The 24510-nt window shown below is 32.8% G+C and carries 23 protein-coding genes and 1 tRNA gene; 12 read left to right on the forward strand and 12 right to left on the reverse strand.

Going from position 1 to position 24510, the window contains the following annotated elements; translation table 11 throughout:
* Nucleotides 1-120: 120 nt before the first annotated feature.
* On the reverse strand, nucleotides 121-1503 hold the full coding sequence (locus TD29_RS17775; RefSeq protein WP_052466935.1) for a sensor histidine kinase: 1383 nt from the start codon (nucleotides 1501-1503) through the stop codon (nucleotides 121-123).
* A gap of 152 nt (nucleotides 1504-1655) precedes the next feature.
* Here TD29_RS17775 and kynU point away from each other — a divergent pair, with 152 nt between their 5' ends.
* The 11 genes from kynU (at nucleotide 1656) to TD29_RS01485 (ending at nucleotide 13184) form a co-directional block, all read left to right on the forward strand.
* Nucleotides 1656-2927, forward strand: coding sequence for a kynureninase (gene kynU, locus TD29_RS01435; protein ID WP_040278437.1), 1272 nt, complete (start codon nucleotides 1656-1658; stop codon nucleotides 2925-2927).
* A complete protein-coding gene (locus TD29_RS01440) occupies nucleotides 2920-3273 on the forward strand; it encodes a hypothetical protein (protein ID WP_040278380.1) in 354 nt (117 codons plus the stop codon). Before kynU ends, TD29_RS01440 begins: the two co-directional genes overlap by 8 nt.
* Nucleotides 3266-4669 (forward strand): FAD-dependent oxidoreductase, encoded by a 1404-nt coding sequence (locus TD29_RS01445; RefSeq protein WP_040278382.1) that lies wholly within the window; start codon nucleotides 3266-3268, stop codon nucleotides 4667-4669. Before TD29_RS01440 ends, TD29_RS01445 begins: the two co-directional genes overlap by 8 nt.
* Nucleotides 4670-4960: 291 nt before the next feature.
* Complete coding sequence (locus TD29_RS01450; protein ID WP_052466940.1) at nucleotides 4961-5398, forward strand: RidA family protein; 438 nt, start codon at nucleotides 4961-4963, stop codon at nucleotides 5396-5398.
* Between the two features lie 60 nt (nucleotides 5399-5458).
* Nucleotides 5459-6898 carry an aldehyde dehydrogenase gene (locus TD29_RS01455; protein ID WP_040278384.1) on the forward strand — a complete coding sequence of 480 codons (1440 nt, stop codon included), beginning with the start codon at nucleotides 5459-5461 and terminating at the stop codon, nucleotides 6896-6898.
* 86 nt (nucleotides 6899-6984) lie between these two features.
* Nucleotides 6985-7767 (forward strand): SDR family oxidoreductase, encoded by a 783-nt coding sequence (locus tag TD29_RS01460; protein WP_040278386.1) that lies wholly within the window; start codon nucleotides 6985-6987, stop codon nucleotides 7765-7767.
* Between the two features lie 234 nt (nucleotides 7768-8001).
* The gene (locus tag TD29_RS01465; protein WP_040278387.1) at nucleotides 8002-8538 is read left to right on the forward strand and encodes a 3-hydroxyanthranilate 3,4-dioxygenase; all 537 of its coding nucleotides are present in this window, start codon (nucleotides 8002-8004) and stop codon (nucleotides 8536-8538) included.
* On the forward strand, nucleotides 8531-9619 hold the full coding sequence (locus TD29_RS01470) for an amidohydrolase family protein (RefSeq protein ID WP_040278388.1): 1089 nt from the start codon (nucleotides 8531-8533) through the stop codon (nucleotides 9617-9619). The genes TD29_RS01465 and TD29_RS01470 overlap by 8 nt, the downstream gene beginning before the upstream one ends.
* Before the next feature lie 2 nt (nucleotides 9620-9621).
* On the forward strand, nucleotides 9622-10782 hold the full coding sequence (locus tag TD29_RS01475) for a hypothetical protein (protein WP_040278389.1): 1161 nt from the start codon (nucleotides 9622-9624) through the stop codon (nucleotides 10780-10782).
* 93 nt (nucleotides 10783-10875) lie between these two features.
* Complete coding sequence (locus tag TD29_RS01480; RefSeq protein ID WP_040278391.1) at nucleotides 10876-12420, forward strand: peptide MFS transporter; 1545 nt, start codon at nucleotides 10876-10878, stop codon at nucleotides 12418-12420.
* A 122-nt stretch (nucleotides 12421-12542) separates the two neighbouring features.
* On the forward strand, nucleotides 12543-13184 hold the full coding sequence (locus tag TD29_RS01485; protein WP_040278392.1) for an O-methyltransferase: 642 nt from the start codon (nucleotides 12543-12545) through the stop codon (nucleotides 13182-13184).
* Between the two features lie 2 nt (nucleotides 13185-13186).
* Here TD29_RS01485 and TD29_RS01490 read toward each other — a convergent pair whose 3' ends face one another.
* The 9 genes from TD29_RS01490 to TD29_RS01530 form a co-directional block, all read right to left on the reverse strand.
* Nucleotides 13187-14005, reverse strand: coding sequence for an ATP-binding protein (locus TD29_RS01490; RefSeq protein WP_040278393.1), 819 nt, complete (start codon nucleotides 14003-14005; stop codon nucleotides 13187-13189).
* 9 nt (nucleotides 14006-14014) lie between these two features.
* The gene (locus TD29_RS01495; protein ID WP_040278394.1) at nucleotides 14015-15472 is read right to left on the reverse strand and encodes an ATP-binding protein; all 1458 of its coding nucleotides are present in this window, start codon (nucleotides 15470-15472) and stop codon (nucleotides 14015-14017) included.
* 229 nt (nucleotides 15473-15701) lie between these two features.
* A complete protein-coding gene (locus TD29_RS01500; RefSeq protein WP_040278396.1) occupies nucleotides 15702-17210 on the reverse strand; it encodes a S8 family peptidase in 1509 nt (502 codons plus the stop codon).
* A 116-nt stretch (nucleotides 17211-17326) separates the two neighbouring features.
* Nucleotides 17327-17614, reverse strand: coding sequence for a twin-arginine translocase TatA/TatE family subunit (locus TD29_RS01505; protein WP_040278397.1), 288 nt, complete (start codon nucleotides 17612-17614; stop codon nucleotides 17327-17329).
* Nucleotides 17615-17775: 161 nt separating this feature from the next.
* Nucleotides 17776-20070: a M1 family metallopeptidase gene (locus TD29_RS01510; protein WP_040278398.1), complete on the reverse strand. Its 2295-nt coding sequence runs from the start codon at nucleotides 20068-20070 to the stop codon at nucleotides 17776-17778.
* A 20-nt stretch (nucleotides 20071-20090) separates the two neighbouring features.
* Nucleotides 20091-20594, reverse strand: a complete 504-nt coding sequence (locus tag TD29_RS01515; protein ID WP_040278400.1) for a DUF6702 family protein — start codon at nucleotides 20592-20594, stop codon at nucleotides 20091-20093.
* 76 nt (nucleotides 20595-20670) lie between these two features.
* Entirely contained in the window at nucleotides 20671-21471 is an 801-nt protein-coding gene (locus TD29_RS01520; protein WP_052466937.1) for a hypothetical protein, read from the reverse strand.
* Nucleotides 21458-22225 (reverse strand): carboxypeptidase-like regulatory domain-containing protein, encoded by a 768-nt coding sequence (locus tag TD29_RS01525; RefSeq protein ID WP_040278401.1) that lies wholly within the window; start codon nucleotides 22223-22225, stop codon nucleotides 21458-21460. The genes TD29_RS01520 and TD29_RS01525 overlap by 14 nt, the downstream gene beginning before the upstream one ends.
* Nucleotides 22212-23024, reverse strand: coding sequence for a membrane protein (locus TD29_RS01530; protein WP_040278403.1), 813 nt, complete (start codon nucleotides 23022-23024; stop codon nucleotides 22212-22214). The genes TD29_RS01525 and TD29_RS01530 overlap by 14 nt, the downstream gene beginning before the upstream one ends.
* Before the next feature lie 136 nt (nucleotides 23025-23160).
* On the opposite strand from TD29_RS01530, the gene pepE reads away from it, so the two are divergent.
* Nucleotides 23161-23868: a dipeptidase PepE gene (gene pepE / locus TD29_RS01535; protein WP_040278404.1), complete on the forward strand. Its 708-nt coding sequence runs from the start codon at nucleotides 23161-23163 to the stop codon at nucleotides 23866-23868.
* Between the two features lie 49 nt (nucleotides 23869-23917).
* On the opposite strand, the gene TD29_RS01540 is transcribed toward pepE, so the two are convergent.
* Both TD29_RS01540 and TD29_RS01545 read right to left on the reverse strand, forming a co-directional pair.
* A tRNA-Gly gene (locus TD29_RS01540) sits at nucleotides 23918-23990 on the reverse strand.
* Nucleotides 23991-24049: 59 nt separating this feature from the next.
* A complete protein-coding gene (locus tag TD29_RS01545) occupies nucleotides 24050-24475 on the reverse strand; it encodes a GNAT family N-acetyltransferase (RefSeq protein WP_040278406.1) in 426 nt (141 codons plus the stop codon).
* Between the last annotated feature and the right edge of the window lie 35 nt (nucleotides 24476-24510).

Consider the following 24510-nt stretch of genomic DNA (forward strand, 5'->3'; position numbering starts at 1 on the left):
GTATATATTATATATTAATATTCCGCACTGTGCGTCTATATATATTCAAAGCGCTTTATCTACATAGTTAAAGCGCTTTATTTTTTTCTAAAATTTATGAAATAGAAAATTATAATGACATTATAAGTCCATATCTATGGCAAACCAAATAGAAGTCCCTTTGCCTTCTGTACTTTCTAATTCTAAATTTCCTCCTAACATTCGTACATAAGCCTTAGCAATCGACAATCCTAACCCAGACCCATTAAGCGTATTTCTATTAGCAACCTCAACCTGATAGAAGGAATCAAAAACAGCATTCAGTTTATCCTCAGGTATACCAATACCTGTATCTACAATTTGGAATCTCAATTGAGAAGAGTTACTAGCATCTAGACTACAACTAACAACAATGCTATCACCTTTTGAAGTATACTTAATGGCGTTTTTAATTAAATGCTTTAAAACCTCCTTAAATTTATTATGATCTGTATTTACAATATAATCTTTTTTAGAAATAAAATTATTTAAACTAAAATGAACATCTTTAGCTTCAGCATCTTGCAAAAACATATTATAAATATTCTGTAAGCTGTCATTAATATTAAATTCTGTTTTATTAATAGGCATTAAACCAGTATCTATTTTAGAAACACTCAAAATATCTGTAATAACATCTAATAATTTTTTACCATTGCCTTCAATAACATCCACATACTCCTTATATTCCTCATCACCAACATTGTACGACTTCAATAGCTCTGCACAACCTAAAATACCATACATTGGTGTTCCAATCTCATGACTCATATTGGCCAAGAAAGCTGTTTTTAATTTATCTGATTGTTCTGCTTTCTCTTTTGCAATAATTACATTGTTATGTTTCTCTTGGAGTTCTGCTTGTAACTCACCCTCTTTAAGCAACGCACTGTGTAATTGATCTATCAAAAATGACACAGAAAATACTGTAAGTAAGCCAAAAAGCACATTATTAATAAAAACAATTAAAAAAACTTCAAATGGAGCCTCGTTAAAAATTTGTAAATCAATCCAACTAAAATAATATATAAATAGAATTATGATATAAAATACAGTAGTCACTAAAACAGAAATTACACCTGCTCTTCTCCCACTATAAAGCGTCATTAAAACATTTAGCAAAAAAAGTAACAGCGTACCATTACCAAGAAGCCCCAAAGTAATAACTAAGGCAAAAGATAAAACAAAGAAATTTATAGAAAATATTGCCTTCTTTGTTTGTAGAGACATTCGTTTATTCAAAAACAGAAAAACAATAACTAAAATAGCCGCAGTGTTTATATAAACTACAGGCATTTCGCCTAAAACAAGCGCCATACCAGTACTAGGAAAATAAGAAAAAACACCTAACACCAGTGTTAATATAAGAATAGACACAAATAATTTATCTCTAAAAAATGACAAGACATCTTTATCCTCATCGTCAGAAAAACCACTATACTTAATGTACCATTTATGGTAAGAAGACCAAAGTTTTTTTAGCATCTAGAAAAAATTATTGATAATAAATTCTCTATTAATATAAGAACAAAATTATTTAATTCCTTTTTAATTCTCAATTTCTTTCTACTTTATTTGACAAATGGAAATATCATTTAAATATGCTATTTTTGTTAACAACCGAAAAAAAAATCACTTTGTCCAACTATAAACTTGGTCTTGATTATGCAAAGCAACAAGACACCCTAGACCCATTATCGCAGTATAGACAACAATTTCATATCCCTAAAGACAACCTAGGAAATGAGCTCATCTACATGACTGGGAACTCCTTAGGCCTTCAACCTAAAGTCACAAAAGACTATATCAATCAAGAACTACTTGATTGGGCAAATCTTGGTGTTGATGGTCATACGCATGGAAAAAACCCATGGCTACATTACCACGAATTTCTCACCGAAAACATGGCTAAAATTGTTGGAGCAAAACCCTTAGAAGTCGTGGTGATGAATTCGCTCACAGCAAACCTCCATTTTATGATGGTGAGCTTTTATAAACCAACACCACAACGCTATAAAATTTTAATAGAAGCCGATGCTTTTCCTAGTGACAAATATGCTGTAGAATCTCAATTACGTCATCATGGCTATGATGATAATGAAGGCTTAATTCTCTGGAAAGCTCGACAAGGCGAAGAATTAGCCAATTATGAAGATTTAGAAGCCATTTTAAACGAACATGGTAATGAAATCGCCATGGTGATGATTGGTGGTGTAAATTACTATACTGGTCAGTTTTTTGATTTAAAACGTATTGCTAATTTAGGACATGCTCACGGTTGTGTTGTAGGTTTTGACTGTGCACATGGCGCAGGAAATGTACAATTAAATCTTCATGATAGCGGAGCCGATTTTGCTGTGTGGTGTAGTTATAAATATTTAAACTCAGGTCCTGGAAGTTTATCCGGAGCCTTTGTTCATGAACGTCATGCACACAATAAAGATTTAAACCGTTTTACAGGTTGGTGGTCGCATAACAAACAAACACGTTTTAAAATGCGTGATGAGTTTGATCAATTACCAGGAGCCGAAGGTTGGCAACTCAGTAATCCGCCAATACTATCAATGGCAGCAATTCGCGCCTCTTTAGACGTATTTGAAACTGCAGGATTTGATAAACTTTGCGACAAATCAAAACAATTAACAGGTTATTTTGAGTTCCTTATCAATGCATTAAATAATTCTGATATTAAAATCATTACACCTAGCAACCCTAATGAACGTGGTTGTCAGCTCTCTATACAAGTAAAAAACGCTGAGAAAAGCTTACATGATAAACTCACACAAGCTGGAGTTGTAACAGATTGGAGAGAACCAGATGTAATACGTTGTGCTCCTGTACCACTCTACAATTCATTTTTAGATGTGTATGAGTTTGTAGAGCGATTAAAAAACATCTTAGATGGATAGCTTAATCTATATATCTTCCGTACTAAAAAACGAGAAAATTATAGTCAAGATAAAAAAGAAATCTGATATTGGATTTTGGAAATATCAGTTTTTCGGATTTTTAAGTATGTGCCTTAACAGCAGTAAAGATTTTTTTATAATAACAGAAAATAAAATAATTCTCCTACTAGATGATAAATTGATAAAAAAGTTAGAATACTTAAATTTTTCACAAATCAAATTTAATGCAGCGTCTTCTGAGCTTCACTTTATCAATAGCGAGAACAAAAACAAAAGTCTAAATTTAAGTCGGCTTAGATTAACCTATGAAGAAATTCAATATCTTAAAAGTAAATTAAATGCATAACAACAAACAAAATATATTAATTATAGGCGCAGGTCTCTGCGGAAGCCTCCTCGCATTACGTTTAGGACAACGAGGTTACAACGTCACAGTTTATGAAATGCGTCCCGATTTGCGTAAAACTGATATTTCCGCAGGAAGATCTATAAACTTAGCATTTTCTGATCGCGGCAACAAGGCAATGAAACTCGTTGGGTTAGAACAAAAAGTAAAAGCACTCTGTATCCCAATGAATGGTCGTATGATTCATGATAGAGAAGGCAATACGTTTTTGTCAAATTATAGTGGTCGGGATTATGAGTATATCAATTCTATTTCTAGAGGCGAACTCAATAGCTTACTATTAAACGAAGCCGAAAAACATGACAATGTTACCATCCATTTTAATAAAAAATGCAAGTCGGTTGATTTTGAAAATACCACAGCAAATTTTCAAGATTACAATACTAAAAAAGAGTTTATAGAAGATGCCGACGCTATTTTTGCAACCGATGGTGCAGGCTCAGCATTACGCAAAAGCTATTATTTAGGAAAAAAATTCTTGTTTAGCTTTTCGCAAAACTACCTCACTCATGGTTATAAAGAACTCTCTATTCTTCCTTCGGAAACCGGAGACTACAAAACCTATAAAAATGCATTACACATTTGGCCAAGAGGCGACTTTATGGTTATTGCGCTTCCTAATTTAGACGGAAGCTTTACAGTAACTTTATTTTTAAGTTATACTGAAGGTGAATACAATTTTAATAACTTAACTAGTCCTGAAATCGTTACAGAATTCTTCCAAAAAGAATTTCCAGATGCCCTAGAATTAATGCCAAATCTAGTTGATGATTTCTTTGAAAACCCAACAGCACCTTTAGGTACTGTAAAATGTTCACCTTGGCATTATAAAGGCAATACGTTGTTAATGGGAGATTCTGCGCATGCGATTGTTCCATTTTACGGTCAAGGTATGAACGCATCCTTTGAAGATGTTGTAGAATTTGATCACGTTTTAGACACTCATAAAGATGCTAATTGGGAAACAATTTTCACAGCTTATGAAAACATTAGAAAGAAAGATACAGATGCCATTGCAGATTTAGCTATTGATAATTTTCATGAAATGAAAGACCATGTTGGTCAAGCGATATTTCAAGAAAAACGTAAAATAGAAATGGCTTTAGAGAAAGAATTTCCTGAAGACTACGCTTCAAAATATAGTTTAGTTACCTTTAATGAAGCTATTGGTTATAGACAAGCGATGTTGAGAGGGCGAGCTCAAGACAAAGCCATATTAAACATGCTAGCCGATGGTATAATTTCAACAGATGACGATCTTAAAGATGTTTTAGACAAAGTAAAAACAGAAACCGAAGCAATTTTAAAAGATGATAAGGTTGCTAGATTGCGTTAGGAGTTAGCAAAAATGAAAAATAACATTGGGATAAAAACAAAAGAAAGTAAAAGTTCGAGTCCCAAATCAATTCGGAGAATTGAACGTCAAGGCGAAGAATAGATGAAGAAAAGCTCCGAGAACAGGAGAACGCAGTTCGACGCGGAGTTTTCAAATCGGTTTTCAGTTTTTTAACTGAAAAACTCCTTGGCTTGATCTTGATTTTTTGGATCGTTTTGCATCAAGGCAAAATGAATAAAATAAGAAAGAATTTAATATTAGATTCCTGCCTACGCAGGAATGACAGAAATTATGAACGAGAAAAACAAAGAGATACCTGCTTCCGCAGGAAGTGGTGTAACACCTAGAGGAGCCTATCCACACGTTAAACAAGTTGGCGATTTTATTTTCGTTTCAGGCACAAGCTCGCGCCGAAAAGATAATACCATTGCAGGCGTAGATATTATTGACGAGATGGGAACCAAACGTTTAAATGCCTATACTCAAACACAAGAAGTTTTAAAAAATATTGATATCAATCTAAAATCGGTGGGAGCAGGTCTCGAAGATGTTGTAGATGTCACATCATTTCTAGTTAATATGAATGACTTTGCAGACTATAACAAAGCCTACGCAGAGTTCTTTGAGAAAGCGACAGGACCAACTCGAACCACAGTAGCGGTTCATCAATTACCACATCCAGATTTAGTTGTTGAGATTAAAGTGATGGCTTATAAAAAACGAGGTTAAACAAAGCATAAAAACTCACAACATATTGTTTTTTCTCTCTTAATTTTTCATCACAATCTAATGAACATAAAAAACTACATCAACGGAGAATTTAAAAATCCAATTCTAGACAATTGGATAGATAACTACAACCCATCAAACGGTATTATTTACGGACAAATACCAGATTCAACCAAAGAAGATGTAGAGAATGCGTACAGCGCAGCAAAATCTGCATTTTCTAGTTGGTCCCAAACCACATTAGAAGAACGCAGTAGAATTCTTATTAAAATTTCCGAATTACTAGAAGCTAATTTGCAACGCTTTGCAGAAGCCGAAAGTAAAGACAATGGCAAGCCTGTATCTCTAGCAAAAGCCGTTGATATCCCAAGAGCAGCAAGTAATTTTCGTTTCTTCGGAAATGCAATTACGCAATTTGCTAGTGAATCTCATGAAAGCGTTGGTCAACAAGCCGTAAATTACACATTACGTCAACCCATTGGAGTTGTGGGTTGCATTTCTCCTTGGAATCTCCCACTCTATCTCTTTACTTGGAAAATTGCTCCAGCCTTAGCAGCAGGAAACTGTGTGGTGGCAAAACCAAGTGAAGTCACACCAATGACCGCCTACCTTTTAGGAGAAATTTGCAATGAAGCTGGTTTGCCAAAAGGAGTTTTAAATATTGTTCATGGCCTTGGTGGCTCAACTGGTCAAGCCATTGTTGAACATCCAAACATAAAAGCTATATCCTTTACAGGAGGCACTGCTACTGGAGCTCATATTGCCAAAGTAGCAGCACCAATGTTTAAAAAACTGTCTTTAGAATTGGGCGGAAAAAACCCAAATATCATCTTTGCAGATTGCGATTATGAGGATATGCTCAATACCACAGTACGATCGTCGTTTGCCAATCAAGGTCAAATTTGTCTCTGCGGAAGTCGGATTTTTGTAGAACAGTCTATTTACGATAAATTTAAGTCTGATTTTGTCAATAAAGTAAAAGCGCTTAAAGTTGGTCATCCATCTCAAAAAGACACCAATATTGGAGCATTAGTCTCAAAACCACATTTAGAAAAAGTAAAAGAATACATTCAAATCGCCAAAGACGAAAACGGAACCATTTTATGCGGAGGAAATGAAGTTACGATAACAAATTACGAAAACGGATATTATCTAGAACCAACCGTTATTGAAGTACAAAACGATAACTGTAGAGTTAACCAAGAAGAAATATTTGGACCAGTAGTCACTATTATGCCTTTTTCTAATGAAGACCAGGTATTACAAATGGCAAACAAAGTAAAATACGGACTTTCAGCAACACTATGGACCAACGATTTAAAACGAACCATGCGCATGAGCAACCAATTACAAGCAGGCATTGTTTGGGTTAACACCTGGATGATGCGAGATTTACGAACACCTTTTGGAGGTGTAAAAGCATCTGGAGTTGGTAGAGAAGGCGGTTTTGAAGCTTTACGCTTTTTTACTGAAGCTAAAAATGTGTGCATCAAGTATTAATGCCTAGCGTCATGCTGAACTTGTTTCAGCATCTCATTTGAAACTAAATATTAATTAAAAAGATTCCTGCCCTAGCAGGAAATATTATGAATCTAGAACTAAACAACAAACACGCATTAGTTTGCGGTAGTACGGCAGGAATTGGAAAAGCAACAGCTTTGGCTTTAGCTGAAGAAGGCGCAATAATCACTCTAATTGCTAGAAATGAAGATAAGTTAAAAGCAACATTGGCAGCATTACCTCAGCATAGAAACCACAGCTACATTGTTGCAGATTTTTCCAATCCTATGGAACTTAAAGACAAGGTTTCAAACTATATTAATGATAATCATGGTTTTCATGTTTTGGTTAATAATACAGGTGGACCAAAAGGCGGACCTGTTTTTTCTGCGGAAATCGACGAGTTTGAAAATGCATTTACGCAACATTTAAAATGTAACCATGTATTGGCACAAACTGTTGTACCATTTATGAAAAGCGAAGGATATGGTCGTATCATTAATGTGATTTCAACATCTGTTAAGCAACCTCTAGATGGTTTAGGCGTAAGTAACACCATTCGTGGTGCTGTAGCCAATTGGAGTAAGACCTTAGCTAATGAGCTTGGACAATTTGGTATAACAGTGAACAATGTATTGCCAGGAGCTACAGGAACTGATCGTTTGGCTGAAATTATTAAAAACAAATCGGCTAAATCTGGAAACACCCAAGAAGAATCGGCTAATGCAATGAAAAGTGCTGTACCTGCAAAACGTTTTGCGAAACCCGAAGAATTGGCTGATGCTATTACGTTTTTAGCTAGCGAACGTGCAGGATATATTAATGGTATTAATTTACCTGTGGATGGTGGAAGAACGAAAAGCTTATAATTAATAGACTAGACAAGTTTAAAAACCGACGCGTCTATTTTCTAAAATTTCATTTATTATCACTAATTTTATTGAATTGATGAGTTTGCGTTAAGGATTGCAACGACATCCTTTTTTTGCTGCCATATATGGCAAAAAAAGATATAGTGAAAAGCCTGACCCTTTTTAGGGTAACGCCCAAATTATGAGATCCTAAAACAATTTTAGGATGACAACACTTAAATAATTTTTATCATGAGTAAATTATATTCGCCTATAAACTTTAAAGCTTGGATTGAAGAAAATCGCCATTTATTAAAGCCACCTGTTGGGAATAAAGTGGTTTGGAAAGATGGTGACTTTATTGTTATGGTTGTAGGTGGACCCAATAGTAGAAAAGATTATCATTATAATGAAACTCCAGAGTTTTTCTACCAAGTGGAAGGTGATATGGTGTTAAAAGTAATTGATAATGGCACTCCAAAAGATATTCATATTAAAGAAGGTGACATCTTTTTATTACCGCCAAAAGTCCCACATTCTCCGCAACGAGGTGCAAATACCGTGGGCTTAGTTATTGAATATCCAAGAGAAAAAGGTGTACAAGATGCATTATTATGGTTTTGCGAAAACTGCACTACCAAATTATATGAAGAGGATTTTACTGTAGAAAATATTGAAACAGATATGCCAAAAATATTTGATAACTATTACAATGATAAAGATAAACGCAGTTGCCCAAACTGTGGTGAAATTATGCAACCACCTAAGAAAGTTAAATTAGATGAGTAAACGAAAATTAAGAATCAACGGTCACTCCCACTTACTTCCTTATCCTGAGGAAATTCCACAATTTATGCAAGATAAAGGCATTTTTTGGGTAGATAAAGACCGAAAATTTATGCTGCAAAAGGATTGGAATCGTCCCATTACAGATTCTAGTTTTTTCTTAAATGAAAAACTAGCTTGGATGGAACGTTTTAATATAGACCATGCTGTTGTACTTAATTTATCACAGCTTTATGGAAATGGTTTACGTGTTGAAGAAATGAAACAAGCATTGCGGTTTCAAAATGATTTTAACGCCAAAGTGCAACGAGAAAATCCGAGTAAATTTACATGTGGCTTTGTAGTACACCCTGGATTTGTAAGAGGTGCGTGTTGGGAAATTGAACGTTGTGTAGAAGAATTAGGCATGCAATTATTATGCTTACCAACGCATTACATGGATACCATTGGAACTTGGCGATGCATTTTTGATGAAGAAAATGAACCTATATTTGAATTGGCAAACAAATATAATTTGGCCGTTGAAATACATCCTTATGATGGCGAAAAATTTATAAAACTAGAAAATACATCTTGGCGTTTTCATTTAATTTGGATGCTAGCACAATGTGCTGATGCTTATCATTTTTTAACATTAAATGGATATCAAGACAAGTATCCTAATATGCGTACTTGCTTTGCTCATGGTGGGCAACTAGCACAAATAAACTTAGGGCGAAGAATTCAAGGTTTTGATGGGAGACCAGATTTATTTGAAGGCAAAAGTCATCCTAGAAAAGCGGTTGGACATAAAAACATCTTTTTTGACACCTTAGTGCATGACACAGGTGGTTTAGAATTACTTTTAAGAAATCAAGGATCAAAACAAGTATTAATGGGATTGGATGACCCTTATCCTTTAGGCGAAATGGAAAGTGCTAAACAGTCGTCGTATCCTGGTAAAATATTGGATTTAGCCATGGAACGAAACATTATTTCGGAAACCGATCGCGATGCTATTTGGGAAGACAATGTGATTCAATGGCTGTGTGGTGATGATCAAGCGGCTAAAGATAAATTGGTAGATAGAATTTTAGGCAACTAATAATGAGTGAGGTTACCGAGTTTTATATTCTTTCACATATATTCATTTCATTTGTTGGAGCTGTTTTTTTATTAGCTATATGGTCAAATATTAGACAACGCTTTAAGCAATTACTAGAAGAGCATGACACTCAAAAAAGAGTTGACAAAGGTTTACTTTATTTAAGTCTAGCAATGTTTATTTGGGTGATATCTGGTTGTTGGTCTTATGCTGGAGATTATTTTTCATTTAAAGATACGAGTAGCTTTCAATTTGGTATTCACTTACTATCTATTGTAAATAACATGTTTATATTACTAGCCTTGTTTTATTTCTATTATGCGCCTCGATTTATCTACAATAACAAAAAGAATATCAAAACGATTTTAATTGTCATTCTTGCAACCTCAATAATTACCTTTATACTTTCTAATTTTTATACAACACATCTAATTTCGAATGGTATAAATATTAGTGGAATTCCTGATTTAATACTCTCAGGGTTTTTATGTTATCTACTTGGCATATCCTGCTATAGAACTTTCTCACACAGAGGCTTAAATATTGTTGGAATTATTTCTGTATTAATAATTTTACTTGTGTTTTCTTCTCAAATATCTGAAGTATTCGTTAATTATGGTCATGATTTTAATAATAACCTCATCAAGATTATAGCCAAAACCTCTTTAATTTCTATATTTTTAGTATTAGCTACGACTTGGGTAATTAGATTGGCTAATATGCCAAAACCAAATGAAATGACTATTAGCTTTTTAGACTGGAGTTTGGTTAAAATCAGTATTCCTACAAAGGGGGTTTTTGATAAAACTATTGATTTTGGCTCTAAAACCACTCAATATAAAAACCTATTAAAATTTGCCATAAGGCGCAAATATGGAGAAGGAAATTCTCAAAGCTTAGTTGTAAGTTTAGGTGGAGAAATTACTAACCAAACCTATCTTACAAGAATTATAGATAACACAAATTCAATATTAGAATTAGATCAAACGCAGCTATTAGAACGTAGAGATTTATTTACTTTTATTGGTGAAAGTCGTTATCGCTTAAGGATGATTCCTAATCACATTACTATAGATGATACGTTACTACAAGAATTTCTAAAAACGCCTAACAACAACGAATACAAGCTGCTTTTTAAAGCAAATAACCTGAGTTACAATTAAGCACAATTCATTATAAATTGATATAATTAGTTACAAGATTCAGTATTGAGACCAACTGTGAATACATTGCTCTCGAATCAAAAAACTGAACAGATGACTACCTCAAAACCTAATGACGTACTTGGACACCCAAGAGGTTTAATTTATTTATTTTTCGCAGAACTTTGGGAACGATTTTCCTTCTATGGCATGAGAGCTCTACTTGTTCTCTACATGACTAAACAATTATTGTTTACTGACGACATGGCTTTTGGTGTATACGCAGCTTATATGTCTTTAGTGTATGTGACACCAATGATTGGAGGTATACTTGCTGATAAAATTTTAGGATTTCGAAAAGCGATTTTACTAGGAGGCGTTTTAATGGCCTTTGGTCATTTCTTTTTAACCTTTGAGCATCCTATTTTCTTTTATGGTTCTCTTGGTCTAATTATTGTAGGTAATGGTTTTTTTAAACCTAACATTTCTTCTTTTGTAGGTGACTTATATAAACAGGGTGACGCAAGGCGTGATTCTGGCTTTACCATTTTCTATTTAGGCATTAATTTGGGCGCTGCTATTGCACCTATAGCTTGTGCCTGGTTTGCAGAAACTTATGGTTGGCATTATGGTTTTGTACTTGCTGGAATTGGTATGGCTGTAGGTCTAATAGTCTTTAATAAGGGACTAAAAAGCAATGTTTTTGGCACTAAAGGCTTAGTCCCGAATACTGAAATATACAACAAAAAAGTGCTGACATTAAATCGTGGTAAACTCATCACTGTCGCATCTTTTTTATCGGTTCCTGTTTTCGCACTTATTATTAAATTTCACGAGTTTGAGCACTATTTGGTTTGGGTGATTTCATTATTTCTAATTGGCTATATTTCATATATACTTTCTACTGTAACCTCTAAAGAAAAGAAACGTTTAATAGTTGCAATCTATTTCACTGTTCTTTACACTTTATTTTCGGCTATTTTTGAGCAAGCCGGAAGTTCTCTTACTTTATTTGCCGATAGAAATGTCAACCTTGTAGGAATGGATGCTGCAGGAACAAATAGTATAAATGCCGGTTTTATTATACTGTTTGCTATTCCGTTTTCATTGCTATGGACATTTTTAAGTAAACGAAAAATCAACCCTAACTCTGCAGTTAAATTTGGATTAGGATTAGTGTTTTTAGGTTTAGGCTTTGTCGTTTTCGCGCTATCTGCACATAGCATAGATGAATTTGCTAGAACATCAATGCTGTACCTTGTTATGGGATATTTAGTATTAACTATTGGTGAGTTGTTTTTATCTCCTATTGGGTTGTCAAAAATGACCGAATTATCACCTCTAAAATACGTTGCTTTTATTATGGGTGTTTGGTTTTCTGCTAATTTTTATGGCCATTTTTTTGCTGGAAAAATCGCGAAACTAACCACAATTAAAGAAGGCGAAACTAATGTATTTACAAAAGGTGTTTTTGGTGATATTGTAGAATTTATAACTGGTATTACACCAGACATTGCGATGCAAAGCAGTGAAAACTTTCAGCAGCTCTATTCTTACCTCTCAGTGTATGCCAGTTTTGGAGTTATTAGTATTATTGTTGGTATATTGGCTATATTAATTTCACCACTCATAAAAAAGGCAATGTCTGGAATTCATTAATCTCAATTTTAGAATATCTCAAAAAATATTTTTGAAGATGATTTTAAAGTTCCTTTATACAATAGGTAAAATTAATAATATGGATTATAGTATCTTTGATTTTGTTATTATAATAATTCCTTATGCATTTTTTACCAGAAAAATTAGATGAGTATGTTGTATCACATTCTGAAGAAGAGCCAGAATTATTGCAACAGCTTACCAGAGAAACTTATCAAAAAATTTTACAACCCATTATGCTTAGTGGACCTTATCAAGGTCGTGTATTAAGTATGATTTCGAAGTTAATTAGACCAAAGACAATCTTAGAACTTGGCACTTTTACTGGCTATGCTACACTTTGCCTTGCTGAAGGCTTATTAAGCGATGGTACAATTGATACCATTGATGTAAATGAGGAGCTTATCGATTTCCAAAGAAAATACTTTGACCGTTCTAATTATGGCTCACAAATTACTCAACATTTAGGAAGTGCTTTGGATATTATTCCTGAACTGAACACGACATATGATTTGGTATTTATTGATGCAGACAAACCTAATTATGTCAATTATTTTCATTTAATCATTGACAAACTAAATCCAGGAGGCATTATTATATCTGATAATGTATTATGGCATGGTAAAGTAGTTGAACCATTGAATGATAAAGACAAGTCTACAAAAGCTGTTTTAGAATTCAATACACTTTTAAAACAAGATAATCGCATAGAGACTGTTCTCCTCCCTATTAGAGATGGGCTAACGATTAGTCGGAAAAAATAAAATCACGACACTTTCTCTAATGTAAAATCTTGAGCTTTTTTATTTGATAAAGCGTTTTGAATATGCTGAGATATTGTTTGAAAAAACTCATAGTTATCAAAAGGCTTTGTAATTATATCATCATAACCTATAATTTTATAATCTAACTTTACTTGTTCAATATCTGCAGCTGTAAGGGCTATAATTGGAATTTGACTATCAAACTTTCGAATCGCTTTTGTTGCCTCATTACCACCCATTATTGGCATGTTGATATCCATTAATATTAAATCAAAATCCCCATCTGCATGAGCTTCTAGTGCTTCTTGTCCGTTTGTAGCAATGACACATTCATAATTTTCGCGTTGCAGTAAGTTTTGAGTTACAATTTGATTAATCTTATTATCCTCTGCTATCAATATCTTATATTTTTTGTTTAGCGATATGGGTTCTCCTTGAGTTTTTTTAGTTTTAACAATTACAGTTTTGGCGTCTTTATCTATATCAAAAGTTAGATCAAAACTAAAAGTAGAACCTAAACCTATTTCACTCTCTATTTCTAAATAACTTCCAAATAACTCAATAAGATTCTTAGTTATTGGCAATCCTAAACCTGTACCTTGATAATTGGTATTACTATTTTTATCTAACTGAGAAAAGTTTTCAAATATCATTTTCTGTTTTTCCTTTGGAATTCCAGGACCATTATCTTCAATTTCAAAATGAAGACTCACTTTATCATTTACGATATTGATTAATTTTGCTCTAACATCAATTTTACCACCCTCAGTAAACTTAATGCTATTACCAATTAAATTAATTAGCACTTGAGATAATCTCACATTGTCACACTATATAAATTCTGGAATATTTTTATCTACAGTAATTTGAATTTGATTATTTGTTTCTTCTAATCTGTAATCAAATGAATTAACTAAATTCTCTAAAAGAACTCTAATGTTTACAGATACATTTTTTAGTTCAATTTTTTGAGATTCTATTTTTCCAATTTGTAAAATATCATTAACCAGATTTAATAAGTAATCGCCAGAATATTTTAAGGACTTTAGAAATTTACTATCCTTTTCACTTAAATCATTATTTTTCAAAAGTAAAGAGGTTAAGCCAACAACACCATATAAAGGCGTTCTCAATTCATGCGTAACATTAGAAATAAAATTACTTTTTAATTTTGAAGATTTTTCAGCACTGTCTTTCGCTAATTCTAATTGTTCATTTTTAGCTTTAAGAATTTTACTTAATTTACTTTTAGAACTATAACTCTTATATGTTGTTATTAACGACACGAATAACAAAATTAAAATTATAGAAATTATGTAATTAATATTTAGAATTTTATTTGAAGCCTCTACCTGTCTTAATCTATCATTGTTAGCTACTCTTGCTGCATTTTTATAATTTTCAATTAAAAACTTTGATTGCATTATTAAATTTTGGGTGTTTTTTTCTTCATTAAAAAATTCATCTTTAAATTTATTATGCATTAATAATGCACTATATGCTTCACTATCCTTCTCTAACAAAATATATGTTGTAGAAAGCTCTTTATAGATTTGAGTTAAAAGTGCATTTTTATCTTTAATATCAATTGAATTTCGATGCTCTAATAATTTAGTAGCTTCTTCAAATTTGATTACCGCAGTACTATAAAGTTCTTTAGCTACAAAATATTTACCTTGAACAGATTTCCATTTAGCCGCATAATAACCTTGATCGATTATATTACCTAAGCTCACTTCTGCTCTGGATAAAAAAATATGTGCTTGTCTCGTATTATCAATATCTAAATATAACTGACTAAGGCTAAGATTTGTTTCAAACAATAATTGTTCTTTTCTATCATTGTTAAATTGATCCCGTACAATATCTTTTTGCGCATATTTTAAAGCTTCATTGAAATAAGGTATCGCTGCTATAGGTGGCTCTATATCCATTAATATCTTTCCTATATATAAATTAGAGCTAGCCATTAAATAATTATCACCCATTTTTTCTGATATAGAAATAACCTTTAAAAAGCTTTCTTTTGCTTTTTTAGGCTCATTCATGAAATCATAAATTTTACCTAATGTAAAATTAGCTTCAGAATTACCATAAGTATCACCAATAGAATCTGATAATTCTATAGCTTGATTAAATAAATTAAAAGATTGGGCAATATCATCATCTCTGTAATGATCTAATGCTATAGAATTTAAACTATCAATTTTATTAATAATAGCTCTTTCTGTTTGACTGTATGACAGGAGGGAACAAAACAGAAAACAGAATTGTAGGCTCGTTTTCATATTTGACTATATGTTGATTTGGAATCGCTAAAGTACTGATATAAAATATATTAACAAAAATAAAATCGTAAAAAACACCTCTTTACAGGAAAAATCTCACTTTTAACAACATTATTACATATCGTAATACGCTGATTTACATGTATATACACGCAATAACTACTTCTGAAACTAAAAAAAACCTCTCCATATTTGAGAGGTTTTTTCATGTATTTAATGCTGTAATCCCTTATTGAACAGCTTGCCAGGCATCTATATTTCCATAACCAAAACTACTATTCTTGTATGGATAAAACTCTGCAGACTGTTTTAATCTATTTAAAATTTGTGTTCTACTCCAGCTTGGATGTCTAGACCATACTAATGCAGCTATTCCTGCTGTTGTTGCTGTAGCAACAGATGAACCACCTGTATAACGTCTATCTCCATTATAAAAGCCCAAAACTGGAGGTGCTTTACTAGTGTTATTATCGCCTTCCATAATAATAGTAAAATCTATTTTACTACCACTATGGCAAGTTTCACAACGATCATAGTTACTGCCATCATCAACTCCTGTTACAGCTACAGTTTCACTCATAGTTGCTGGAAAAATGACACCAAAACCATTTGTAAAACTTGTAGATGTGCCTCCTGCAGCGAAGATTAATTTATTCTTACTATAAGCATATTTAACTGCATCTTTAATATTACCAATAGACCACACATAACCTATAGACATTGAAATAATTTTAACATCACTCCTATTACCTAATTGAGTTAACGCCTTTGAAACACCTTTACGTTCATGATAGTCATTTAATAAAACATCTTCAGTAGCTCTATAAGCAACTAAATTAGAATTATAAGCGACACCTACTGGCATGCTGTTATCATTTCTAGGCGAAGCCATGGTTGATGCCATAGCTGTACCGTGACCACATTTATCATGTGGACCATCATAATTACTAGACCACCACCAATTAGAGTCTATAAATGTGCCATATTTTTGAACATAACGACCAGACGAATAGCCATCATTAAATCCAGAAGAATTTAATAAAGTTTGAGACGCAGAAACTCCCGTATCAATTAACCCAATAGTAACTCCAGATCCTGTGGTTAAACCCCAAGCTTGCTGAATATTATGTTCATCAAAATGCCAAGACACTTGAGCATTGTTAGGATTTACAGTACTGTAATGTGACGAATTAATAGTATCTCCATTTTTATCACATCCAGAACTTGATCGAGCTTGGGCTTCATTATAAGCAAATAAGTTATAGCCATTTGGCTCTAAATACCTAACATCACTACTTTTTCTTAAAGCTATAATGGTTTCAATATTTTCAACTCCCACATCTATTACAGTTAAAATGTCTTGTTCAACAAGTTTGAGTTCACTTTTGTCTATATGCTCATTATCAACAACCAAATTTAATAGGCCATTTTTTTTAGCCTCTAACTCTGGATCCCTTACTTCACTAAAACTTTGTCCTTCTTCCCCATACCCAATAGTTAATACATTTTGACCATGAACAACTGCACTCCATAAAAAATGAGCATCTTCCTTACTCCAATCAAAATCTCCCGTAGCTCTTATGGTTTCACTAATACGATTATTGATTTGTTCAACCGTAAGTGGTTCATTAGGAAATTGAATGTCTTGTGATTCTGTTTCAATAACGGCATCTTTTTTTGAACAAGACGCCAAGGCAATTGCAAGAAGTAGCACTACCTTTAAGTACATTTTTTTCATTTAATATGATTTAGACTGGTTAATGATGTTCTAAATATATTAAATTATTAAAACTAAACCGCATATATAATTGCGATTTTGATAAAATAAGCGATAAATAAATACGAATTTAAAAACTAAGGATTTCGCCTAACCGATCCTGTAAAATCCTCTAGATCGTCTTTTACTTTTTTGATTTCATCGGTAATGTCTTTTGTGACATCTGTATTTATGCCTTGTTTTTCGGCAGTTTTAGTGATTTCTGTTTTAATATCACTTGAAGCATCTTTTAACATACGCATACCTTTACCCATACCTCGAGCAATCTCTGGTAACTTATCTGCACCAAAAACCATAACCACAATTAGGAGTATAAATATCACCTCTGGAGTTCCTATGAATAAAAATGTTGCTAGTTGTATCACGTTGCAAATATAATGAGTTGTTTACTATTAGAGTTTAATTTTTTTTATTTCTTGAACTAAACTTACTTTTTATGTAATCAACGGCATGTTGTTTAAATATATTTTAACTGAAAAGAGCCGATATCACTAACGGCTCTTTTGTTTTAAATTTTAGATAATAATTATCCTTTTACTTTATTTTTGAACTTATCAAAATCACTCTCTTTCACTTCTCTTGGCCAAGAGTTATTTGTTGTATCAATATCTGCAGTTTCTAAATTAGGATCTACTTTAATAGATACAATCTCTTTGACTGACGCTATCGCTTTACTAACCTCGTTGTCGTTGTATCTCCAAATTTGAGCTGGATAGGTTTCAGTTTTTGTTGTTCCATCGGCATAAGTAAACTCAACTATAATTGGCATTACTAATCCGCCTGGTTTTTCAAATGTAATATCATAGAAATATTTTGGTTGTTTGATGGTTTTACGTTCTTCCGCAGAAAAATTATCCATCATATACTCTTTTAGTGTAGGAGAATTGTCAGCAGAAGTACCTTGACGTAACTTTTCATCAAACTCATCACTTCCTTCTTCTACTAGATATACCCAATTCAAATCTTCAACATTACGATTATTAGATGCTGCATAATTTTTAGCATATTGGTTTGGTTCTGATGATACGTAATACTTTTTTACATCTTTTAATCCGATATCAACCCAATCAGTCGTATAAAACCATCCTCTCCAATACCAATCTAAATCAAATGCTGATGCATCTTCCATGGTACGAAAAAAATCTTCAGGTGTTGGGTGTTTAAACATCCAACGATGTGTATATTCTTTAAAAGCGTAATCAAACAACTCTCGTCCCATTACTGTTTCTCTTAATATGTTTAATGCAGTTGCTGGTTTTCCGTAGGCATTATTTCCAAATTGATAGGTATTTAAACCTTTGGTCATAATTGGAGCAATACGATCTTGATTTCCTCCCATGTATCTCGTAATATTTTTTGCTGGTCCACGACGAGATGGATATGTTGCATCGCCTTTTGACAATGCTCCAGGATACCATTCTCCAAAATCTTGCTCGGCAACATATTGCATGAATGTATTTAAACCTTCGTCCATCCATGTCCATTGACGTTCATCACTATTTACAATCATTGGGAAAAAGTTGTGACCAACTTCATGAATTATCACACTCATCATCCCATATTTAGTACGATCGTCATAGTTTCCGTTTTCGTCTGGTCTTCCATAATTCCAACAAATCATTGGGTACTCCATTCCTTGGCGTCTTGCGTGTACAGAAATGGCTTTGTGATATGGGTAATCAAATGTCATACGAGAGTAAGATTTCAATGTACTTGCTACTGCTTTTGTTGACCATTGCTCCCATAATGGATTCCCTTCTTTAGAATACAATGACACTGCCATCACATCTCTATCACCAAGCTTAACAGCCATCATATCCCAAATATATTTTCTAGAGGTTGCAAACCCAAAATCTCTTACATTTTCGGCATACAGTTTCCAAGTTTTTTTCTTTTTAGAGCGTCCTGTTTCTCTAGCTTCGGCTTCGGCTTGTGTAGATATCACTATAGGTTCTTTAAATGATTTTTTAGCCTTTTCATAACGCTTCATCATTTCTTTAGAAAACACATCTTTTCTATTCATTAATACTCCTGTTCCATCTAAAAGATGATCTGCAGGTACCGTAATGTTAACTTCAAAGTTTCCAAATGGTAACGCAAATTCATCTCGTCCCCAAAATTGTGAGTTTTGCCAACCTTCGACGTCGTTATAGACTGCCATTCTTGGATAGAACTGAGCGATCACGTAATTTCTATTTCCGTCAGGAAATAATTCATAACCTGAACGTCCACCATCGGTAACGTGATTATTGATTTGGTACCACCATTTAATATTAAAAGAAAACTGATCACCTGTTTTCATTGCTTTTGGCAATTCTACACGCATCATTGTTTGATTAATCGTGTGTGCTAATGTTTTACCGTCTGTACTTGTCACACTTTCGATATTAAAACCACCATCAAAACTCTCACTCATATACGATGAAGTAAATCTAGATGCCGATTGTGCTGGTCTCACAGTACTACTATTAATATCTTTTGAAGGCGAATCTTTAGCCCTAACATTTTGATCTAATTGCACCCATAAATAGGTCAATTCATCTGGTGAATTGTTTGTGTAAGTAATGGTTTCATAACCACTTAAAACTGCAGTTTCATCATTAATTTCTAGATCCATTTTATAATCTGCCTGTTGTTGATAATAAGCAGGTCCTGGAGCTCCAGATCCAGTTCTGTACATATTGGGTGTTGCAAATTCATCATAAAGTTGTTTAAACTTATTTTGATTTGTATGTCCAGACTTTTGAGGTTCTTGCTCTTGAGCCATTGCGTTGAAAGAGATAAAAGCAATTGATAAACAAAGGAGTTTTAGTATTCTCATATTTATTATTAAAAGGTTGATTATTTGAAATTTAAGTGTTGATTTTTATCTTCTGTAGTAAAAATTAAATTATTTGATTTAGAATTTATTTTAGTTTTTACGACATTTTTTTGCTTCGGAAATAGATCAAAAAGAACTGTATTGCTTATTTCAATTGTATTTATGGCATCGACATTTTCAATCTCTAAATAACATGCAATTTGGTCGTTCTCATAATCTTTACCTATAAAATTGAAAGCAACATCTTTAGTATTAATCTTTATGGTAATTTTTTGGTTTAAATATTGTTTTATATAATCTTCAACCGACGATTTTTCATTGATTGCTGTTAAAATGATGCCTTTATCATAACGTTCTTGCAAGGTTAATTCTAGATCATTAATATCTATTCTAGTAATTATTTGCACAGATTTTTTCGCTTTCACATACTCTATTTGCGTCACACTCACATAATATTTATGTGCGACAGAAGTAAAAAACAATGGAAAAATAACGGCTAATAAGGTGATCTTTATAAAATGCATAACAATCAATAAGTTGTAAATGTAGCTATTTTATAAAAGGAAATATTCTTAAAAAGTGTTAATAAATGTAGAACACCTAATCTTGAGACTGTAAATTTTCATTAGAATTCATATAAAGTTTTTGCAGTAAAAACTCGTAGATTTCAAAATCATTATCTGCTTTGCATAGGGCTTCAAACCGAGGATCTTCGGCTACGAAATAGAAAAAATCGATTTTTAAATGGTCTTCGATGTCGTAATCTTTAAATAGTAATGAAGAAAATTCAGATTTAATGGCATTCATGCATGCTGTTTGCGCTTCTAGTTTCACCGCTTTTTTCAACTTTTTGGTACGACCACTTATACGATTTAATATTTTATGAATGTTTATACCTACAAATAATGGTGCCACGACTATCATTTTGCCTGCATCGGCTTCATACAGCTTTCTTTCTTTTTGAGTTTTAGGTTTTCCTGTATAACCTGGAATCCCTACATCATAAAAGTTGATATCACGTTTGGCTTCACTATTTCCTATATCTAATAATAGGTCTCCAGTTAAAACTTTACCAACGAGCACCTCATCCAACTCATTAACACGATCTTCTAGTTGTACTGAAAGGTAGTCTAGTTTTAAAATGGTTTCTGAAATAATGATATGTTGAGGGATGTATTGTATACTTGAAACGAGAATAGTATCATTTAATTTAGCAGGAACAATAAATTGCCCCTTATCATTAGTAATCGTAAATTCTTGAGCTGTAATATTTAGAATATGAATACTCCCAAGATCTGAACTTGCAGAAACCTGACCCTTTAAATCAGTTATTTGTGCATCACTAAAAAAGCACACAAAAAGCATGAGGCATAACGCAAGTATGTCTTTAATCGTTTTCAAGATGGCGTTTAAAGGCTTCTAATTTGTCTTTTAAAAACTGTAAGGTATTCATATCATTACCTAAATCATAGAGTCTTTTAAATTTAGGATCATCACCACAAAACAAAAAATATTCATTTTGCATCATGTCATTATAAGTTTCATTTTCAAAAACTAATTTAGAAAATTTTGCTTTGGCTTCATCGATTGCTATTGATAATTCTTCTCTAGCAATTTGCGCTTTTAATTCTTTAGTGCGACCACTTATCCAATTTAACAATGGATTTAGAGGTACTATTCCTCCTCCTGTTGTCGCTTCATACAAACGCCGTTCACTTTGAGTTTTTCTTGGACCTGTATAACCAGGTATACCAAGATCATAGAAATTCATCTCTCTTTTGGCATCGCTGTTTTCAATATCTGTCATTAAGCTTCCGGTTAGCACTTTACCTACAACAACTTCATCTAGTAAATTGACATTATCTTCAAGGTGAATGGTGACCTTCTTGGTTTGCATTATAACATCGGTAATCACAATTTCTTTAGGTACATATTGCACTCCAGAAATGATGAGTGTATCATTAATTTTCGTTGGTATTGTAAATTCACCTATGTCATTAGTGATTGTGAATTTACTCGCTGTTTTATTGATGATGTGAATTCTATCAAGATCACCTTTAGCAATAATCTTACCTTGGATATTTGTGGTTTGCGCTGCTATTTCCGAAGAAAATAAAACTATTATTAAAAGAAGTAAATACTTAATTCTTATCACTGTTCATTTTTAAAAATTCTTTACTCTTTGTATTTAGAACTTCTAAAAACTCTAACTCTTTACCATAATTTAAATGTGTGTAATCAAAATCGACATCATCTTGCACATATCTAATAAATTCTTCAACACGATGCTCTGGAATATTAAAATTATCAATAATAAACTCTGATCCAAAATAGTACTTAATTGCACTTACTGGCACATCTGGTACACCTGCTGTTTTTTTATCCTTAACCTTAGATCTAAATAATGGTAATAATAGTTGATCTACTACATTTACAATATTTAAACCATTAACCATGGTTCTAGATTGGGAATGCATCACTTCATTTTGTACACCAGAACGCGGATCATCTATAAAGTCATATTCGTCGCTTTTTTTAATACCAAAGTACAAGGCATCTAACTTAGGATTAAAGGTTTTAACTGTGGCAACATCTGTTTCTAACTCACCTGATAAGCCTTTTGTTAGCACTAAAATTTCATCAAGCTTATTAATTTCTTCAATTAAAAATACTCGTAAACGCTTAGATTGCATAATTGCTTCTGTAATGCGTAAATCAAAATTTTGATATTGTAAGGCTCTAAATTCTATAAGGTCATTTAAACCAATCTCAATTGTAAATCCTCCTATTTCATTAGTAATAACACCTTTATTGGTCGTTGTATTAAACACGGTAATGGCATCTACATCTTGACCTTCAACAATGATTTTTCCATCAACCTTAATGCGTTTTGATGTTTGAGAAGCCATCGTAAATGATATTGAAAATAATACTAATAGTAAAAATTTTTGCATAGTCTTTGGTTTAGATAGTGTAAATATGAGATTTGAAACCTTAATTTTGTAATAAAGGCATTTTAAACTTTTGTTAAATTAAGTCTCATACCTTTTACCAACTGAAATTACATAAATTTACAAAAAATAGCGACCAATGAGAAATATAATTATAGCAAGTACATCAACCATACATGGCGGAGAATCTTTAGATTATTTATTAGATGAACTTCGTGTTTTTTTTAAAGATACTTCGGAAATTTTATTCATTCCATACGCGAGGCCAAGCGGAATTACTCATGATGAATACACCACTAAAGTTTCTAAAGCATTTGATAAAATTGATAAAAACGTTAAGGGTATTCATGAATTTGACAACCCAAAGGAAGCCATTAAAAACGCCAAAGGAATTTTTACAGGAGGCGGAAACACCTTTGTCTTAGTCAATCAGCTTTATAAAAACGATTTAATTGACACAATAAAAACCGAAGTTAAAAACGGAACACCTTATCTTGGCACAAGTGCTGGGAGTAATATTTGTGGACTCACAATAAACACGACCAACGATATGCCAATTGTGTATCCTCCAAGTTTTAAAACGTTTGGTTTTGTACCATTTAATATCAATCCGCATTATTTAGATCCAGATCCTACAAGCAAACATATGGGTGAAACGCGTGAAACTAGAATTAAAGAATTTCATAAATTCAACACCCAACCTGTTGTTGGTATTAGAGAAGGAAGTTGGCTAGAAGTTAACGGTGATTCAATCACACTTAAAGGCACTTTAGATGCTCGTATTTTTGAGTACAACAAAACACCTTATGAAATTGAAACTGAAAGCGATTTGAGTGCACTAAAATAATTTTAGCTCAAAAAAAAAAAAGCTTCATCTATTTAAGATGAAGCTTTTGAGCGAGAGACCAGGTTCGAACTGGCGACATTCAGCTTGGAAGGCTGACGCTCTACCAACTGAGCTACTCTCGCATTCCGGGCGCAAATATAATACAACTTTACATATTGACAAACCTTATAAGCTAAATAAATTAAAACTTTTTCAAAAAATGATAACCTAAAATTTCAAAACCTTCATTATAGTAAAATTTATGTGATGCATAATTTTGAACATACGTATTTAACTCTGCACTATTGCAACCTTTAGATTGTACATACCCGTAAATCCAATTTAAAAATGCTTTGCCTAAACCTTTATTTCGATACTCCTCATCGATATAAACATGATCTATTTCTACAGTTTTACCAATATAATGCCTCGTACAAAACCACATTCCGCAAACACCAATAATTTTATGATCATCAAAAACAACAGCACACTCATAATTTTGAGTCACCATTTCTGCAAAACGTTCTTTTAATAAGGCTTCGGAAACTTTAAAACTTGTAAGCTCTTGCACCAAAGGAATAATCTCATTAATACGAGACGGCTCTAAAATCTGAAACTGGAAAGACATGACATTAATTTTCAAGTGAAGATAAATAATTTTAC

The organism is Psychroserpens damuponensis, from assembly GCF_000826655.1.
In the GTDB taxonomy this organism is placed as follows: Bacteria; Bacteroidota; Bacteroidia; order Flavobacteriales; family Flavobacteriaceae; genus Psychroserpens; species Psychroserpens damuponensis.